The 18360-nt window shown below is 58.3% G+C and carries 15 protein-coding genes; 4 read left to right on the top strand and 11 right to left on the bottom strand.

Annotation, left to right across the window (positions count from 1 at the left end):
* The first annotated feature begins 98 nt into the window (after positions 1 to 98).
* Positions 99 to 1997: a hypothetical protein gene (locus NCT05_RS33135; protein ID WP_250504274.1), complete on the top strand. Its 1899-nt coding sequence runs from the start codon at positions 99 to 101 to the stop codon at positions 1995 to 1997.
* Between the two features lie 1703 nt (positions 1998 to 3700).
* Here NCT05_RS33135 and NCT05_RS33140 read toward each other — a convergent pair.
* Positions 3701 to 4699: a DUF6896 domain-containing protein gene (locus NCT05_RS33140; protein WP_250504275.1), complete on the bottom strand. Its 999-nt coding sequence runs from the start codon at positions 4697 to 4699 to the stop codon at positions 3701 to 3703.
* 89 nt (positions 4700 to 4788) lie between these two features.
* Between NCT05_RS33140 and NCT05_RS33145 the strand changes: the two genes are divergently transcribed.
* The gene (locus tag NCT05_RS33145; protein ID WP_250504276.1) at positions 4789 to 5706 is read left to right on the top strand and encodes a DUF2971 domain-containing protein; all 918 of its coding nucleotides are present in this window, start codon (positions 4789 to 4791) and stop codon (positions 5704 to 5706) included.
* A gap of 374 nt (positions 5707 to 6080) precedes the next feature.
* Here the strand turns inward: NCT05_RS33145 and NCT05_RS33150 are convergent, their stop codons facing one another.
* Positions 6081 to 6866, bottom strand: a complete 786-nt coding sequence (locus tag NCT05_RS33150) for a hypothetical protein (protein ID WP_250504325.1) — start codon at positions 6864 to 6866, stop codon at positions 6081 to 6083.
* A gap of 660 nt (positions 6867 to 7526) precedes the next feature.
* On the opposite strand from NCT05_RS33150, the gene NCT05_RS33155 reads away from it, so the two are divergent.
* Positions 7527 to 7967 (top strand): pyrophosphatase, encoded by a 441-nt coding sequence (locus tag NCT05_RS33155; RefSeq protein ID WP_250504277.1) that lies wholly within the window; start codon positions 7527 to 7529, stop codon positions 7965 to 7967.
* Between the two features lie 5 nt (positions 7968 to 7972).
* On the opposite strand, the gene NCT05_RS33160 is transcribed toward NCT05_RS33155, so the two are convergent.
* The 5 genes from NCT05_RS33160 to NCT05_RS33180 all read right to left on the bottom strand — a co-directional run bounded on the left by NCT05_RS33160 (position 7973) and on the right by NCT05_RS33180 (position 14141).
* Positions 7973 to 8896, bottom strand: coding sequence for a hypothetical protein (locus NCT05_RS33160; protein WP_250504278.1), 924 nt, complete (start codon positions 8894 to 8896; stop codon positions 7973 to 7975).
* On the bottom strand, positions 8896 to 10848 hold the full coding sequence (locus NCT05_RS33165) for an ORC-CDC6 family AAA ATPase (RefSeq protein WP_250504279.1): 1953 nt from the start codon (positions 10846 to 10848) through the stop codon (positions 8896 to 8898). Before NCT05_RS33165 ends, NCT05_RS33160 begins: the two co-directional genes overlap by 1 nt.
* An 8-nt stretch (positions 10849 to 10856) precedes the next feature.
* Complete coding sequence (locus NCT05_RS33170) at positions 10857 to 11747, bottom strand: phosphoribosyltransferase-like protein (protein WP_250504280.1); 891 nt, start codon at positions 11745 to 11747, stop codon at positions 10857 to 10859.
* Positions 11748 to 11758: 11 nt separating this feature from the next.
* Positions 11759 to 13036: an HsdM family class I SAM-dependent methyltransferase gene (locus tag NCT05_RS33175; protein WP_250504281.1), complete on the bottom strand. Its 1278-nt coding sequence runs from the start codon at positions 13034 to 13036 to the stop codon at positions 11759 to 11761.
* 595 nt (positions 13037 to 13631) lie between these two features.
* Positions 13632 to 14141, bottom strand: a complete 510-nt coding sequence (locus NCT05_RS33180; protein ID WP_250504282.1) for a hypothetical protein — start codon at positions 14139 to 14141, stop codon at positions 13632 to 13634.
* Between the two features lie 130 nt (positions 14142 to 14271).
* On the opposite strand from NCT05_RS33180, the gene NCT05_RS33185 reads away from it, so the two are divergent.
* On the top strand, positions 14272 to 14505 hold the full coding sequence (locus NCT05_RS33185; RefSeq protein ID WP_250504283.1) for a hypothetical protein: 234 nt from the start codon (positions 14272 to 14274) through the stop codon (positions 14503 to 14505).
* Between the two features lie 176 nt (positions 14506 to 14681).
* Here NCT05_RS33185 and NCT05_RS33190 read toward each other — a convergent pair whose 3' ends face one another.
* The 4 genes from NCT05_RS33190 to NCT05_RS33205 all read right to left on the bottom strand — a co-directional run bounded on the left by NCT05_RS33190 (position 14682) and on the right by NCT05_RS33205 (position 18358).
* Positions 14682 to 15701, bottom strand: a complete 1020-nt coding sequence (locus NCT05_RS33190; protein WP_250504284.1) for a GntR family transcriptional regulator — start codon at positions 15699 to 15701, stop codon at positions 14682 to 14684.
* 76 nt (positions 15702 to 15777) lie between these two features.
* The gene (locus NCT05_RS33195) at positions 15778 to 16956 is read right to left on the bottom strand and encodes an ABC transporter substrate-binding protein (RefSeq protein WP_502801820.1); all 1179 of its coding nucleotides are present in this window, start codon (positions 16954 to 16956) and stop codon (positions 15778 to 15780) included.
* A 32-nt stretch (positions 16957 to 16988) separates the two neighbouring features.
* Positions 16989 to 18047, bottom strand: coding sequence for a CobW family GTP-binding protein (locus tag NCT05_RS33200; RefSeq protein WP_250504285.1), 1059 nt, complete (start codon positions 18045 to 18047; stop codon positions 16989 to 16991).
* Entirely contained in the window at positions 18044 to 18358 is a 315-nt protein-coding gene (locus NCT05_RS33205; protein WP_250504286.1) for a hypothetical protein, read from the bottom strand. Before NCT05_RS33205 ends, NCT05_RS33200 begins: the two co-directional genes overlap by 4 nt.
* Positions 18359 to 18360: the final 2 nt, after the last annotated feature.

Here is an 18360-nt window from a genome sequence, read left to right on the forward strand (position 1 = left end):
GCAATGGAGTGCTCGAAATGAATTGTCCCGGCTCGCAACAGCAACCATATGATTGCATTGGCAGGCACTTTTCATAACATGACATCGGAGTGACCAGCGTGCACATCACTCAAATGTTGTTATGCCTTGCGGTCGCAATCGGCAGCATTTTTTCGCCAATATTCTCACGAACGTCGGCAGCGCAACAAACTAACGGGGCAAGTGAATCACAAGCAGATCCAGTATCAACGGTACGCAGGTTTGTCGAGGCAGTCCAGACTGGAGACGCGAAGTCTGCAAATGAACTTGTGACGTACTCTGGCAGTGACAGCCCGGGGGACGTGGCATTTGAGAAAAGCAAAATCGCGCTCGTGGATACCAAGGTATCAGAACTCGCTGAAATCGCACACGACGAAGCAAAAGCTCGTGTTCGAATAACCGGGCGGCGCCCAGATTGGGAAGCTACCGTCGCGAGAGAACTTGGCGACGGTCCAGAACGCGTTTCAACTATTCCCCTGGCGAACATGGTGAGGGTCCCTTCACTTACTGAGATCCCCCTCACTGATGTATCCTTCGAGGTCACTCTCAAAATGGAGACGTCGGGTTGGAAAATCGTTGGGACTAAGACAGACGTCACGCAGGCAGAAGCAGTCACTACACGGGCGACAGTTGCACAAGCGGTTCAATTTGCTAAGGTCACGGTCGAGAACACGCCGTTCCTTGCGGTTTTGGAGCCGGCATCAAAGGCCGCACGCGAGCAACTACTTTACATATCAAACCACAATTCTAAGTTCCTATCGCCTGTCTTGAATGGGATCAGTCGTACTTTGCCGAAGGAGGCGGTGCTGGCACTCGACCGCATTGCTCCGGCAAGCTTTGATCCTGTTCGCCATATTTACACCTTTATCGCTAGGATAAAGATCCACGATGCATATATGTTGCGAGCTCGTGTGAAAACGACGGGCTTATCTAGCACGACTCGGATAGGCGTCTGGGGAAGCAATATTTCTTTAAAAATGCCAGTCTCACGTTCAAATGCCGACGCGAACTGGACGCCAATCGTTGCCGGAGATACGCTTTGGATCCAGATCGACTCCGATTCGAAGAATGGACGTGTCGTTGTGGATCTAGTCATGGAAATGTTCGAACTTGGCGAGGCAAACTTGCCTCTCGTAAAAGGCTCCAGTTTCCAGGCTTCTCCCATTGCGCTTCCGGCAACACCGCGCCATGTCGCAATAGATAGCTCATGTAAAAATGACACTAATACCCAATATAGAAATGCCTCTGATTTTGTCAGAAAGCTCGAAAGCGCGACCGTACTACTCTCCACCATTGTCGGCAGAGGGAGAGGAACATTTGTCTCAGGGTTCTGTACCGGCACACGAATCGCTAGTCTGCGTGACCCTAACGGCTTTTACATCCTTACGGCAAATCATTGTTTCGTTTCTGATGGCAACCCGCCCAAACGAAACGCGTCGCCTGAGGAGGTGTCTCCAACTGAGGTGATATGGGACTACCGCACAACGACCTGCAACGCGAGCGGACCGGTGATGTTCGGGAATGCGGAGCTACTACTTCTGCCACGGAGCCGTGAGGCGCGTTTGCTTGCTGCAAGATTTGAAAGCGATGCAGTACTCTTTAAGGTGACAGCTGTTGGCGGCGAAAGGACTGCGCTTGGATGGCAGCTTGGCATCCAACTGTATAACGACTACATGTTTCACAGAGTTTCTCATCCTGGGTTGCTGTCGCAGTCCTATTCACGGGGAATCGGTGACTTTCAGGAGCACATGAACTATTGCAGTTCAGTTGGACTTCCGAAGTCGGAATACCTTCACAGCCTAATTGCCGAAGGCAATACTGAACCCGGAAGCTCTGGATCAGCGATAGTTACTCAGAACTTAAAAATAATCGGTCAGTTATATGGGAATTGCTACGTCTGCAGAGATAGATGCTTTTATGTACGAGTTGACGGCGATCTAAGTAGATCGTGGTCCGCGTTTAGCCAATTCCTGCAATGACTCAACACTTCAGTGTCTTTATAGGTCGAGAGGTCTGCCACAACGGCGGCGGCACAAGAAATATCCGCTTTTTCTAAAGATCGCCGAACGCTGAATGTACAAGGTCTACATTTTGATCGGGCACGGAACCAATGTTATAGCGACTTCAAATCGACGTTTCCACGGCGCTCCGACTTCTGTGTCCGATACGGATTACCCTCGCCTCCGTTTGATCTCTAGTTCGCGATCTCGATAATTTGGACGCAGGCAATGAAAACATTCCTCTGCATCGGCGTTACTTTCGGTCCTTACGGTTGCGCTTTGTGGCTGTTCCGCGTTCGATTCGCAAAATTACCCAGCGGACAGAACAACGCCTCCTGAAGTGAATGCGACAACGGCACCGGCACTGGCTGCGCGGCAGTGGCGTGAGCAAATGTCTCTCTTGGACAACCCATTGCGCCCAAGCCAAATGCAAGCGCTGTCAAGCCAATGGAAGTTGGTCCCCCGAGTATTCTTGCCAATGAACAGGTCCTTGGACTCTACCAGCAAGAATCGAGGGCCCAGAGGCATCTAGAACTGTCTTATCAAAAAGCGCCGGTTCGGGGTCAATTCAGTGATTGAGGCACCGATCGCTTTTACCGGTCAGATCAGGGTGACAAGCGGCATTGGCGTGGTTCTCACCCCGGCAACTGCCCGGGCCCGCATCAAAATAAATCGCCGCAAAAATTCGAGATCGCAAGTGAGGGGCCGAATTCAGGGCAGGAAGTCGACGCGACCCACTGCGGCCGGTGGCCATCAACGCCCTCGGCGTCTCTTTCCAAGGTTGAGCAGTCACTCAACGAATGGCCAATCTGCCGGATTCGAGGACAACGGCGAATTGGGCCCGAGATCGTAGTTCGACCGTTGCGCTGATCTGCTGACCGCTGCGAGGAGCCCTTAGTGTGGTGCTCACGGCCCAAGTTTCGTGCAGGAAATGGCGACCGGCGGCGACGCGGAGTGGCCGCCAACGACAATGCCGCACATTGCGGACCCGCAGACGCACGCGTAGAAACTGGTAGTGGGATTGTTCTGTGGGAAAAGCGGGTATTCAGCATAGCTTCTAGTGCATTGGCACTGTGGACCCGCAGCCCCCGTCGACTTGATGTCGGCAGTCGATTCTTGTTCGGTCTTTAGAGGAACACAGGCGCTAATCAGCCAAGTCAACATGACTGGTCCTAATGCTCTGCGCGAACGAGCCAAGGCATGTAAGAGACCGCAGCGCGTCTGCCCGTGGATCGTATGCAAACCGTCCTTCATCGCTCACCTCCCACGCCGTTGCGGTCGTACGTAGCATTTCGCAGGCTAGGCGACAACACCCGCAAGCACAAAGAACATCAGATATCGGCTGAGCATTTCTGGCACCTCCTTGCGGTTCCCAGAGTATAGGCACAGCGGTTTACAAATGAAAGGTAAGCCCGAAGACTGGTTGCCAAACCTCCCCTATCTTTCCATTTTGAACTGAAAGAGCGCCGACATTCGGATGCGGGCCGAACAAAGAAGGCGTCGTAGCCATGAGCAGACCGCCGCAACCATCCGAAGCGATAATTCAGCTGTAGGAGATAAGCGATCGAATATTCTCGAGGAAGACGACCAGCCTATTATTACAAACGGGTGACTGTTCGTTTCTATCGCGCCGCCACGAAGGCGGAATACGGCCGGACGAGACGACTTAGTTACACATCAGCTCACCCAACCGATGATTCCTTATGGCGTCCGATCCCGCTCGCCCGAGCAGTTCCCCGTCGACCCCGCGTCAGCTCCCCGTAACGACCGTTCACCATGTAATGGACTTCGCATAGAACACGGTAAGAAGAAAAGAAGTCCGCGAACGCAAGGTGTACCTCCCTCGCCCAAGCTAGTCGGTCAGCGCCCTCAATGAAGAAGCGCCGGACAACATCAACGTCTGAACGAAGATGAAAAACGTTGTTTCTTACCCTCCGCAGCAAATCAGAATGTCGTTTCATTGCCTTCCCGATAGCATCTGCATCGGGGACCAGCTCTACAAATTCTTCGGGCCGATCTTCCAAAAGCAAGACTCGGACGCGAAGCGCCTCAAATCCCTCGCACGTTGCACGAAGGTAGGCCAGCCATGATAAACAATATATCCTGAGTTCGGTGGTCTGCGTGGCGGGTAACGATCGGCGTTTCCGCCATCTGTCATAAAGTCGATCGTAATTCTTTCGCATCAATTCCGCAGCGAGATACTGATGGGCATACAGGTCTAAAACCCGATCAAGGTTTCGGCTTGGAAGCTTGTCACCTGGCATAGTACTGTCGATTTCAACAGCAAAAGCGCGCGGTTCATTTGCGACGTAGTGCAAGTTGTCATCCGAGAGGACCAGCTCGCCTGATTGCACTGCTTTTGCGAACGCTTCTTTGAAGGATCGTTCCGTGAAACCGTAGCTGGGCAAATGGTCTCTTGCAAAGCAGAGAAGTTTCCAAGGATCAATACCGTTAATTTCACCGTGTCGTCCAAAGTCGAAGTCGACTTCACCGGCTGGTAGAAACACCGCGCATCCAGTACCATGCTTGAGATATCGAATGCCACCATCGAGCATGCCGTTGAGGTCAATCCCGGAGTCGATCCAATCCGAGCTACAAGAGGGCAGCTCGATCCCGGAGCGATACATAAGCGCGACTGCCGAGCGGACACTCGCCTGGTAATCGGCAATGAGGTTGGGCAATCCTGTCTGCAATCCGGGCCTCGCATTCAAACCGTTTGTGCGTGATTTTAACCGTTATACTGCGCCGTCGTCCTTCTAGGCTATGTCAAATGTCTCTCAGCAAGTTACTTCCTGACGCCGATCGGTCTGTAAGGCGTTTAATCACGGTCCAGCAGACGCGCAATCCCTACCCAGTGTTCCTGTACAAGTATCGGACAGGCAACGAAGACTATCTTGATCGCTTAATCGTTCACTCCGAACTGTATTTCTCTCACCGCGACGACTTCAATGATCCGTTTGACGCCCGGTGCAACACAGTCCTGGAAGGGTCCGGCCAGGAAAGACAAATGCGGTTCCGAGAACTGATCGAAGGGAGAAAGATCTCATTTAAGACACGGGAAAAGTTGCGGACGCAGTTTCTTGATCCCGACAGGGCTAGAAAACTCTCGCAGCGAACGACAGAGGAGATCGCTGACAGCATCGGACTTTATTCGCTTGCAGAAACGCCTCGCAGTTTGTTGATGTGGGCGCACTACGCTGCAGAACATAAGGGTATTTGCCTCCAGTTCTACCTGCCGGAAGATCTCTCGCTATTCAAGGGCGCGTTACCCGTTGTTTACTCAGAAAATTTCCCCGTAGTGAACATGCTCGATAGGACCGACCGTGAGAAAGGTGCGCTTCGCGCATACCTCACCAAATCGCTTGAGTGGAGGTACGAAGAGGAGTGGAGGCTTTTTTTGCGTGGGCAAACCAGAACGTCGGTCCCTTTCGCGCCGGGCGCGCTTGTCGGTGTGATTTATGGGGCCCGCTGTACACCCGAGACCGTACAACGGGTTCAGACGATGATTGCTCGCCGAGAGAAACTCGGTCGCCGACGGTTATACGAGTGGAAGGCGACTCTTTCCCCGAGGCATTACGGCGTCGGCATTTTCACCCATCTCGTCGGGCCGTCTAAGCAGTGGGACGGACGACCAAGTTCAAGATCCAAGAGCGTCGCCGCAAGATCCGCGGATGCTCAGCCTAGGTAGCTTCAGTCGCTTCGAAGCGCTGGCAAGACCGGTTTATGGCTGTAACGGTCGCGAACGTCCTCCGGCGCGTTCTTTACGACATCTTCTTGCAGCCGTCCATTGCTAGAAGGCGTCTGTGCATCGGACGCTCGTTCATCGTTGCCGCATCGGATCGCAAGACGCAGTGTTCGGTTGCTTGCAGTTGGCGATTCGGTTGGTTAAGCGAATGAGCCCGTCCTACAGTGTTTCTGCCGAGCATGCCATCAAACCTCAAAGACAGAAATCCTAGCGGACCCGCCGTTCGAAAGGCCGCTTCATGGCTGAGTCGAGCGGCAACTTGTGGCCGGCGCCCGCCTCCTGATCCGCCACGCTCAACTGGCTCGGGATGCAATGCGTCATTCAGCGGCAACGACGACTGACGCGTGTTCTTGCCTCGCTGCAATGCGCCTCGTGCACCATTGAACAATCATCGCGAGCAACGCCGCTTCGAGGAATGCCACGATGGGTCGTTGGAAGGGAAGCACGAACGTCAGAACAAGACAAAACGCGGCGAATGAGAAACGCCCCAGCACCATACCTCGCAATAACGAAATCACGAAAGCCGGACCGTGCGCGCGATGGGACGAAACGGAAAGGATGATCCCGAGCAGCGGGAAGACCGCAAGCAACCCGCTCCACGTTGGGCCGACCCAGGCCGACACCGATGTGACAGACAAAGTCAGAAGAGCCCCGGCGGTCGTTCTGCCGAGCAGATCGAACCGAGAAAGAGGCGCACCGGCCGTAACGGCCGTAGTCCTCGGCAAGAACGACTGCCCACAGCAAACCGCTGTGACTGCAGAGATCGAGGCCCACAAAGGCGAGGTCGGCAGGAGCGAGAGACCGCAGGCGGACAGGAACCAGACGACCAGGCCTGCAATTAACGCGATTGGCCAACTGCGCGATCGGCACGTCCACGCATAAGCGAAATTGAACGCCTCGGACGCTAGGATTGCCGCCAGCGATAAGTTCGCCGCGCGGGCTCCGAAGGCAGGCCCGTGGGAAAGCGTCAAGAGGTACAAAATCGGCCCAGCTACAACCGGCAATCCCGCCAACCAGCCAGCGATCGACGGTCCCCACCACTTTCCCGACATCGAAACGACAAGCAGAAAAAGCGGGACCAGCGTCAGCTTGAGCGCGAGCATCATGATCTCAAGGCACTTAAAGCCGCATTCTAACGTGTGGTGGGGTCGCGAGGGCCGGCGAATGCCGCGATTACCCGGACCGCTTTCGCTTGCCGACCCCGAGTTGCCTTCCGACCAGATCCGCATTGAGTGGCGAATATCGAACAGCGAGCCGACCTTTGAATGGCGACGCGCCGCAACCGACGAATGTCCCTTCATGGCCGGCTGTACCCGCTCATCCATGACGCCAAAAAGCTGCCACTGCCGCAGGTTGGATGTGCATACGGCGGCTTCCGATGAAGGCAGCCTCACGCGAACAGTCGGCCAGAAGCAATTGGTAGGTGCATTCTCTTGGCTGACCGCATCAGGCCGAAAGCGGAACGTTAGGTCCGCTTGGACACGAGCCCCTGCTGATGCCAAGACAGCAACAAAGTTAGATTCTGACAGAGCGACTGGACGGATTGCTTCGAAACCTGTTCTACTGCTTGCAGCAGCAGCAGCAGCAGCAGCGGGCGCGGTCGTCGCTGGTGAAGAGCATGTGAGGCTTGAGGCTGGCGATGCTGACGCAGTAGAATCATTCGCCGCTCTGTCGCCTTGCGCCGGCGACAGCTTCAGAAGAAGTGACCTTGAGGCGGGCGGTATAGTTGTAGCTGATCCTCGAACCGTTGTTGGAGAACAAGATTGAGTGAAACGACCTTTGCCAAGCGAATCGCCGCGATGAATGCGATGTACAAGCTGCCGGCGCAGCCGAGCCCCGTGCTGTCAGCCGCATCCGCTGACCGGTTGCGAAAATTCAAGGCGATCCTGCTGGACGAGGTCAATGAGATCGACGATATTGTCACTGCCTTGGAACGGCAGGCGGATCCCCTAGATATCCTCGTGGCAGTGGCCGATCTTCTTGGCGACGTGATTGTCTACTGCCGGTCTGAAGCGCTGAAATACGGCATTCCGCTCGAAGAAGTTTTGTCCATCATCATGGATAGCAATGAGAGCAAACTCGGCGCGGATGGCAAGCCGATCTACGACGACAACGGTAAGTTCCTGAAGGGGCCGAGCTACTGGAAGCCCGAGCCGAAGATCAGGGAACTCTTGCAGGCCGCTATCACCAACGCCAAGGCCTAAGCGGCTTACGCGGGCGCGGTGGCAGCGGTCGATTCGTCGCTGCGGTCGACCGTCACCGTGAATCGGTGCCACAGGTCAATGCCCGAGGAACGCTTCTTCTTGCGACGCGGGTGGTCGAACAGAAGGCCAACCTGCTCGGGATAGACACTGGCGAAGATCGCCGAAGCGATGCCGCATGGTTTCGGGCCGATCGGCGCAACGAACATCCGCTTCTCCGCGTCAAGCGTGTCGCGTGTGCGTTCGAGGCATTCGAATGCGGCCTCGGGGTCGTTGGCGGAGCAATAGTCGAGCTGCAGCTTGTGGCTTTCTAGGGCCGTGAGGTGCGGAATGATGGCGTCGAGCTCCCAGCCCGGGTGGTATGCCGGGATGCCGAACACGACCTTTACGTACTTCGACGCGATCATCTGATATTCCTCAAGTGCACGGTCAAGCCGCTCGGGCTCAAAGCCGAGGAAGAAGACACCGGCTTCGACCTCCTCGCTAGCCAGATCGACGATCGCGTTCGGGATTGCCACATAACCGCGGGTCGGCTCGGACAACGCAAACAGCTCGGCGCCCCTGCCGTCACGTGTGTACTGGGCGGGCTCCACGTAGATGATGTTGATCGAAGTGGCGCCGCTGGCCAGCAGCGCGTTAACGGCACAAAACAGCTCCGCAAAGCCGAGCGTGGTGGCTTCTAGCACCACCTTCCGCCAGTCGTACTCGCTCAGCAGTTCCACGGCCGAGTCGCTGGATTTTTTCCGTGCACCCACGGTCAGCGACATGTCGTCCACTCCGAAGCTCAATTGGACGCGGCCGTTATCAGGCGCGACGCGGCAGGCCGATTCACCTCGATCATCCAGCTCCTCGCCGTGCAGCAAGACCATGTCCTCGGGAAGTTGGAGGTCTGCAGCGCTTTTGCCTGAGGCCGAGAAAAAATTTATCTTCATCACAGCTGCAAGCCGAGCTGTTGGGCGTCGGCGTCCGATAGCTGCCGCGCGAGGCCACGCGCCAGCTCCTTATATTCGTTCTCGTTGCCCATCACGAGCGTGTGGAACTGCTCCACCGACATCTCGAGTTTGCGCTTGCGCCTGTAGCTAATCTGGAAGTAGGGCGCGTAGATAGGGTTCAACTGATAGTCGACGATGTCCTGTCCAACGCCGGACTTCGACTTGGTTTCCAATTGTTCGACCAAGATTCCGTAGCGCAGCGCCTCCCCGATGAAGCCCAGCTCGGCTTCATTGAGCGCGCGACCGCCAGAATTGATCGTGAACTGATTCTGCTCAGGCTCGCTCATGGTCGGGCTGGCCTGCAGCGCTCGAAAAATATTCCCCAACCTTAGCACGAACATCCGTAGAGGCTCGCCGAATCGCCCGAACGTCCGAATTTCCTTGATCAATTGTTCGGATGCGTCGTATGCCGCGCGACATTGAATCGACACAGCGTAAGGCGCGTCGGGCTGGTCCCGCAGCTCCGCTACTTCGAGGGTCTTATAACAAAGGATAAGAAAATTTCGCAGATTATTGTTTGACATCGTGCACAGCGTTTCGAAGCCACTGTACAGAGGGCATTCGCGCCCGAAAGGTCGATACAGCTCGAGCAAGGCTCCGAACAGGTTGTTGTGCACCCAGCTGCTGCTGAATGAGCCCTTCTGGTCGGCCGCAAAGCTCTTAAGCTCCGCCAGCACCTTGTCGGGGTGGAGCGTTTCCCTGTTGAGCAGCGCGGGCAGTATCACAACGGCTTCAGCCGGCGCGCCCTCGAACAGAAAGCGATCAACGGTCAGGCTACTTCTACGGTCCTTAAGGGCCTTGCTGATCCGCTCGTGGATGCTCTTGCGTAGCGGTGCCTGCTGCAGAGCGTGGGCCGCGATCTGCTTGTCCGCGATATTGGGGAACCGCATGCGCATGTCCGCCAGCACCGCCTTCTGATATGCGGGCGTTTGACGCTCAGCCAGTCGGTTGTGCGACCTCACGATTTCCAGCCGCTCACTCTCGGGTCGGCCGGCGGCGATGTCTAGGTTGCCGAGAAATACCTCGGCGAAAAACGTCATCGCGGCCTCGCTGAGGGTCAGCAAGTAGTCCAGGTCCACCAGCCGATAGTCGTGGGTTGCATTAATTGACTCCGCGCCGGAAGTGTCGTTGTCGGAAGGATGCTCCTTCGAAGTAAAGCTGACGATCATGGGGCGCTGACTGTGCTTTAGGAAGGAGTTCAGCACATGGCGCTGGTAAGGGACCAAGTTCTCGACCTCGTCGACGTAGACGAAGACGGCGAGCGTCGAAAGCGTCACGTTCGCCTGCAAGTCAGCGATCAAGGACAAGATGAACTCTCGACCCGGAGGGAGGACAGGGCAATCCATAGCCTTGACATTGGACACCCAAGTCGTGAATCTTCGCCGCAGCGATTCCAAGTACTTGGTCAGTTCCCGCACGCTAGTCGGTGCCCCTGGAAGGAAGTCCGGGGCGCTGGGCAGGCTCTGTGCGGCCAGGTCCTCACGATTGAAGCCTGGGAAGGCGCTCTCGGCGATAGTCTCGACGGCACGGAGGAGTTCGGTGGCGATCACTAGGCCGAAGTAGCTCTCGAACACCACGCTCCATTCGTCGTCTCCGATGCCACGGTGATTCAGCGAGCTGCAGAACTGGGTATCGACGCGCCAGTAGATGCCGACATGGTTGATGGCATCGAACGGGATTTCTTTGCGCCGCTTGGAAAATGCGGTGTGGTAATCGAAGTATTTCAGCAGCATCGTCTTGCCGCAGCCGCGCTTGCCGGTGATGTAGACCGAGCGCGTTGCCGACGTGAGAGCCAACCGCTCAAAGTAGGGAGGGATGAAGAACTCGCCCCAGATGTCGGCGCTGTGTTCCTCTGCGCGGGTTCGCGCGAGCATGGAAGCGTCAATATGCATGATCAAGGCTATCGTTCGACCAAAGGTTTCCAGTTTTTGGAAACGCCCCAGAGCAACTGAATTGAGTCATCCGGCACGCCATGGCTGAATGCTACCAACGCCCCAATGTTGCCGTAGCCATTTCCTCCATTTCCGCCTTCAAATGGCTGGGCGCGTTTGTGAACCTCAGCGTAGACATCAAGGGGCGATTTTTCGTACTTCCACTGCTGAGTCTCGATCCACTTTTGGGCAAGCGAGGCGAAGCAGGTTTCCGGCGTCAGCAACTCACCGTGGAACAGCGGTACCTCAGGGAACTGGGCACGCAGGTGATCACAAGCCGTTTGGTGTGCCATTCCGACAGCAATGGCCACGCGTCCGCTGGAATAGTCTTGCTCCCAACTCCGAAGGAAGGCGGCAAGCTGCATGCCGGTGTAAGTGCCGTCGTCCACGACGATGAACCGCTCCTTCTCACTCAGCACGGTGACGTCGGACGGAAACAACTTCGCGATCCCGTACCGTTGATTGATCGCCCTGGCGATCACGTCGCCGCTCTTGCCGGGCTTCGCCATACCATAGAGCACGACCGACGGTGGACCGCAGTAGAAATCCAAGCCAGCGGCGCCTTTCAAGGCGTCGGTCCACGCGACCGTTGCCCGCTGGCCGGTCTTGTCGAGGAAATGCAGCGCGGCCTGCTTCAACGCTTGCCGCATTGACGACAACAGCTGTTCGTTGGTCCTGAAAATTAGGTTGCGCAGGATCAGCCAAGCAAGCGTTTTTTCCTCGTCCGACACGAACTGCTTGACCCACACCTTGATGCGCTCGACCGACAGAGGGCTGCGCACGTTCGAGCGGCTAAGGGCGTGGACCGCTCGCTCCACGCCAAGTTGATCGAAGCCACCGAGCGGGGGTATCTGCGACATCGTCTGGCCGTTCAAAATTCGATTTCGAGAAGATTGGTCTTTGATAAGAACCTGGCCGCGACCCCATGGGCCGATGTCGCCAGCGCAAGCCGGCCAGCTTCACTTTCAAAGAAACGGTAGAGCCTTTCCCGGTGCTCGTCGGTAGTGCGCAGAGCGAAGATGCAGTCGCTTATCACGCACGGGCCGTGGACCACCAGCGCAAGATGCCTCTCGAGCTTACGGCCTACGCGCGCGAGCAGAATATCGCCGGGTAGCGCCAGGCGGGCGTGGTTCGACGCAATTGTGGCGGATCGTTTTCCGAGGGCGAAGCGTTTTGGGACGATTCGAGCAGCTTGCTGCCCAGCGGACTCAGCAAAGTCGCCAAGGTGGAACACCGGCTCCGGGAAGGCCGCGATCGCTGACGAGCAGATCGTCCCCCGCACGACATTCGTAACGGCCGCGCCTATAGTGATCGGCTGAACGGTGCCCTCGCGCGCTTGAACGCTCGGCCGCGCGTGGAAACTGTAGTCGAGTCGCTTGGCTCCGAGATCCTGAGGAACCTCGATAGCCGCGCTCAGACACCCGCCGTGCTTCATCTGCCGCACCTTCACTTGCTCGGTCTCGCCTGCCATTTTCGAGAGCACGGCGAGGTAGGTTTGGGCTTCAGTGTTCTTGAACACTCCGCGCGGAAGCTGAATGACTTGCTCAAGCTTGTGTTGGCGCATGAGAGCTTTGCGCACGCCGCTGAAACGCTCGGCGGTGACCAGCCCATCCGGCAGAATCAATCCGAGCTTGCCGTTGGGTCGTAGTAGCCGCAGGTTCTGTGCCAAGAAAAGCAGGTCGGCGCCGGCGTCCCGAAGTGAGGCAAGAGCCCCTGAAAGGCCTGCGTCCTCCAGAATCTTGCCGAAGTCGCATCGCCACCGCGGCCGAATGTAGGGTGGATTGCAGACCGCGACGTCTACGGTCCCCAGACAAAGTCCGATCTTGTCCGAGAGAGCTTCATCAAGCGCGTCGTGCACAAAGTGGATATGTTTCGTGTCTCGGCCAATATGTCCCACATCTAGTCGCTTCGGGGCCTCGAGATCAACATCCACTGTGACAAGCTGGGCGTCGCGCCATCGGTTGGCGGCGGCCATACACAGAGATCCTGCGCCTGAACCGAGTTCCAGCACCAGCTTGGGCTTGCGTGCCTCGATGCGCTCGATCAGCGAGCGGCTGATTTCAGCCGACGTATAATAGCGCCCCCATGGATCGGAGCACTGGCCCGACTGGGTTAGGTATTGCCTGAGACCGCCTGATGACGCCGTCATTTCCTCCCCTTGCGCAACGCGATTTCCTAACGCTATAGGCGACCCCGCGTCTCGATCGTTTCGTCCAAAGATTGTATCTTACGCGGGAGCTTTGACGATTAGGCGCGAGCTTCGACGACTGCAGCGGGCGTTCTTACTGCGACCGCTGGTGCGGCGCCGCTCGCGACGCCAGTGGTCGCTGCAACCGGCCTAAGCATTGAAAAGGAGCCGTCAAGGTCCATCGCGCCAGCAATGTCACGTCGGTATGTCCCGGACATCGGAGGTCCGCTTTCGGGTGCTTGGCACTGAGCAGTCAGTCGTGTTGCTTAGTCGGACGCCCCCTTCGGCTCGCAAAGACTCATTCGCCGTTCTCGGAAGCCGACATTAATTTATTGCCGCACCGCCAACGACAGCGAAGCGAAGTGGAGCAGCCGTGCGCTGACGGAACGACGAATGGCAAAGGCCGAATTGTCTCATCGAATACCCGGCAGTTTTTGGACAAGAGCACGCGGCGGAAATCCAGCCAATTGAAGAACTCGAATTCTACCTTCGACTGAACGACTGAACTGGTGCGGTCGCTGCGGCGATGGTGGGGGACCGCCGGAGGATCTCGACCTCAGTAGCCTCCGTACGTCTTGCTGAAGGAGCGATAGCCGACCAAAGGTGCGACCGCCTGATGCATCCGAACCGCAAGTGGCTCGACGATTGACCACAACGGAAACTGTTTGTAGCCAGTTTGAATATATCGAAGGCCGTGATCGACGTTTAGCGCGACAAGCAACTCCATTGCGTTAATGTCATCCTGCGTCTCCTTGAAGATATCCCGCAGTTTGAGTTGCTTGGCTTGGCGGTAGCAGGCATGCAGGTCATGTCCATATTTGCCGGACCTCAGTTCACGAAGAGTGAAGCCTTTATGTCGAAGGTACGCCTTGAGCGTGAGTTCGATGCCGTGATACGCGAGAAAGTAGGCGGGCGTCGGGGATATTGCGTTGTTCGGGCTTTTCTCGGCCTCGTTCTTGTCGACGGTGATTGCCGCGTCGATGTATTCAAAGGCAAATCTGGCAAGGCCGATCGCCGTGGTCCGGTCGTCCTTGTCGATGCCCCTGGGCTTTACCTTTTTCTGCATTGCATCTCCGTGAAATGACTGCGGAGGCTTGTTCTGTGCCGCCGAGAAACTGATCCGCCACATGAGTATGCCAGAGCTAGGCCCGTCAAGTTTTCGCGACGAGACTCGGCTATGTGCATGAAACGGGCCGATGACGGTACGCGCTTCGCCATCGGCACTGTTGTCGAAGCTGATCCTTGCCGCCGTGATCGCGCTGTATCAGACCAACGAAGAAAACAAAATCGTGCAGGACTCGGACGTATTCGCCAAGGGGCTGATTTCTAGCGCAACGGAGGTTACCGTACCCGCCGTCGAAACTGCAACCGCCCAAACGACAGCAGCGGACCGGGCGCCGGTCTCTGGGGTACGAGAACTCTCACTCTAAATAAAGGTCTTACAGCGACCGCTGAGCTGGCTATAGCGATCGTTATCCGGCCATCGGCCAATTGACCGCAATGGCCGATAAGCCCACATTGGCCCTTAGGCCGAGTTCGAAACGAAGCCGCCCCTCGAACGCTAGCCGTAGTGCGGCCGACCGTCGGAATTTTGCCCGTTCCGTCGCTAGGCGATTCGCTGCATGTAGGCCGGCAGGTTCGGATCGGGCAGCACCGCAAGGACTTTCAACCGCTGCCGCGTGCGTGTTTCGCCGTTCCTGAGGTGCGCCGCAAGCGCTTCGGACGCTGCGTCGAACTTTGCTTGCAGCAACAGCTCAATGACCGTTCGGTGCTCGGTTAGCATGCCCATTTCGGGATGCAAGCGAAACGCATCATAGAAGGCGTGATTGACGATCAGCGGCATGTGCGCATGGCTGATCGTCGCGAGCAGTTTGCGGTTTGATGCCCCCGCGAGAAACGTATCGTGTAACGTGGTCTCGAGTTGATGCAGCGCTGCGGCATGAACAGCGTCCGGGTCGTCGATGGCGCGTTCAATATCGCGCAGCGCCGCTTCGAGCTTCTCGCGCGGCAGCGTCGGGGCACTGGCCCGCAACGCGGCAGGTTCGAGGAGCGTGCGCAATTCGTAATCCTGCCGCACGGCGCGCGCGGTGAGCGGCCCGCAAAGCCAGTGCGAATACGCGGACTTTTCGACCAGTCCACGGTCGCGCAGACGGTTAAGCACTTCGCGTACGGTGCCGCGGCTCACGCCGAACGCTTCGGCGGCATTGCTCTCGTCGATGCGAAAATGCCCGAACACAATGCCCAACGAAATCGCAGCTTCCAACGAGTCGTAGATGCGCTCGGCGTTGGTCGGAATATCGAGCGGCTCGGGCGGGCGGTCGAAGCCCAGCGTTTCTTCGGAGATGGGCGCGCGCAGCGGTTCGGGCGCGCTGCCGTCCGCGCGCGCGACGAGATAGCCGCGCCCTTCAAAGGTAATGAGCAAGCCGCCCGCGTGCAGCATCTCGAACGCCTTGCGCACCGGCACCCGGCTCGTGCCGAAAATGCGTGCCACCGGCCCTTCCAGCAGCACCAGGCCCGGCGCGATGTTGCCGAGCGCAATCGCCGATTTCAGTTGATCGTGAATCACGCGGTAACGCAGACGGCTGTCGGCTTCGGACGAGACATCGGTCGAATCGATGTCGGGCACCCGGCGGGCTGTCGCGTCGGGTCGTGTAGATCGGGGGGCGCCTGCGCGTCTTGTCATCGTCGAACGAACTTCGCCTTCAGGAGCGCATGAACTCGGTCCAGCGGCGCACGAGGTAATTGTGCTCATCCATCACCGAATCCCAGACCGCGATCCGGCTCATGCGCGCGAGGTAGCTGCCGCCGTCCCGCATCTGGCCCACGGGCACGAGATGCTTGCTGGTGGGGCCGGGAAGGTCCGCGCTCGCGCGAGCACCATCGTACCAGTAGGACCATTCGGCGGCGTCCATGTGCGCGCGCGAACGTTCCGGATTGGAGATGTAGAAACCCTGCCGCGCCACCGTCGCGCCCGCCCAGCCTTCCTGCCACCAGTTCAAATAATCGTACGCCGCATCCAGCACACGGCCATGCGCGAGCCGCGATATGCCGATACCCCCGAACCACGCGCGATATCCCTCGCGCGGCCGCGCCAGCCGGAACTTCAGGCCCGCGCGTTCCAGTTCGATGGTCGCCGGCGACCAGATGCTTTGTATCGCCACCTTGTTCGCGATCATCAGTTGCGCGGCTTCGGCGAAGCTCGACCAGAAGCCCGCAAAGTGCCCTCGCCGCTTGAAGTCGATGAGAACGGCGATCAGTGCGTCGATTTCCTCGATGCTCAGATTGCCGATGTCGCCAAAGCGCATGAGCCCGCTCGCTTCGACGGCCAGCGCGGCATCGATCGCGCCGATCGCGGCATCCGCCTGCAACGCGACCCGCCCCGACAACTCCGGCGCAAGCAGCCACGCCCAGCTCTCTTCCGTGCCAGTGAGCGAGGCGGGCATGGCGTCTTCGAGATAAACGAAGCTGTCTGCGTTATGCGTGAGCGGCAGCATGCTGATGCGCCCGCTTGCCTCGCGCCCGAGCGATCCGTCCGGTTGCACATACAGGCGGTCGGCGGGCGTGCAACCTGCGTTCGTGGCTTGACCGGGATCGATGCGCCCGGTGCGCGGCAGCGCGTTGACTTCGTTCCAGCGCAGGATGCGCGCCAGTTCGATGGGTTGCAGCGCGTGCGTCGGCCACACGCAGTCGAGGCTATGGAACCACTGGTCGTAAAGCTCGTAGCGCTCGGGATGCATCGCGCCGTCGCGCTGTACCGCGCCGCCGTCCTGCACGATGAATCGCAGCCGGATGCCGAGATCCTGCTCGGCGCGCTTGCGGATGTGCTCCTGCAGCGTCACGGTCGTGCCAAGCACGCGCAACTCCACTTTGGACGGATGCACGGCAGGCGCGGACGGACTCGGACGGACGGGTTTCAATCGACAGTTTCGGCTGTTCGGAGATGCCGGCACAAACGCCGGTAGGAATCGGCCACGGCCTCGCGCGTGAGACCCTGCGCGATGAAAACGAGCCGCGAACGATGCGCGGTTTCATCGGGCCACGCATCGAGATGCAAAACGGGATGCACGAGATGATGCACGGCATGCACGACGACCGGTTGTGCCGCGCCGGTCAGCGCTAGCATGCCCTTGACGCGCAGAATGTTATCACCGTGCCGGTTGAGCAGCAGCGTTAGCCAGAGCGTGAACACGGGCCAGTCGAGCGGCGCATCGAACTCGATGCAGAAGGCGTTCAACGCCTCCAACCCTTCGCAGTGCCCAGGCGTCGCGTTCAATCGCGCTAGCGGGTTGCCGGCGTCGCTGCGCGCGTCGTGCCCGCGCATGCCGGTGCGCCGCACAAAATCCGCGAAGTCGTGCCCGTTCGCCGCTTCGTCGAGGACGATCGATGGATCGTCGCTCTTCGTTCGCCACACAATCCGCGCTGCCGGATTCAGTTGCGCAAGCGTCCTTTCGAGCGCGGATGCATCGCCCGCGAGATCCGTCTTGCTGATGACGATGCGATCCGCCGCCGTCACCTGCGCGAGCCATTCCGGATGCCGCATGCGTTGCTGCTCCGCGTTCACGGCATCGACGACCGTGACGATCGCGGCGATCGAATAATGACTTGACACGATGCGGTCGCCCAGCAGCGTCGCGACGATCGGCGCGGGCGTCGCCAATCCCGTCGTTTCCAGCACGACGCGCGAGAACGGCGGCACTTCCCCGCGCGCGCGGCGCGAAAACAGCGCGGCGAGCGCATCCTTCAGTTCGCCGCGAATGGCGCAGCAGATGCAGCCGTTGTCCAGCAACACGGTCTGCGCATCCACTTGGCCGATCAGAAGATGGTCGAGCCCGACCTCGCCGAATTCGTTGACGAGCACGGCGGTGTCGCGCGCGGCGTCGCCCTTCAGAACATCGGCGAGCAAGGTGGATTTGCCGCTGCCCAGGAAGCCCGTCACGATGGTCACCGGAATCACGTCGTAGGCAAGGCTCATGCGTGCGCCTCCTCATTGTCGTGATCGTTGTCATCGAACAGCGTCAACGGATCGAGCGCACGCCCGAGCATGCCTTCGGCCGCCTTCCACACCTGCATGAAATCCTCGACGATGACCTGCGCGCCCGTCGGCGACGACAGCACGAACGACTGCCCGTGGAAATCCACGAGCTTCAGCCGGAAGCCTTCCAGCACGCGGTTCGCATGGGCGACCTGCACGTACCGCTGCTGCCGCGCGCTCGCGCCTTCGCCCGCCGCGACCGTGTTCGACCAGTGGCGCCCGCCGCCGAGCAAACCGCACATACCGCACATTT

This window comes from Caballeronia sp. AZ7_KS35 (assembly GCF_023631045.1).
Taxonomy (GTDB): domain Bacteria; phylum Pseudomonadota; class Gammaproteobacteria; order Burkholderiales; family Burkholderiaceae; genus Caballeronia; species Caballeronia zhejiangensis.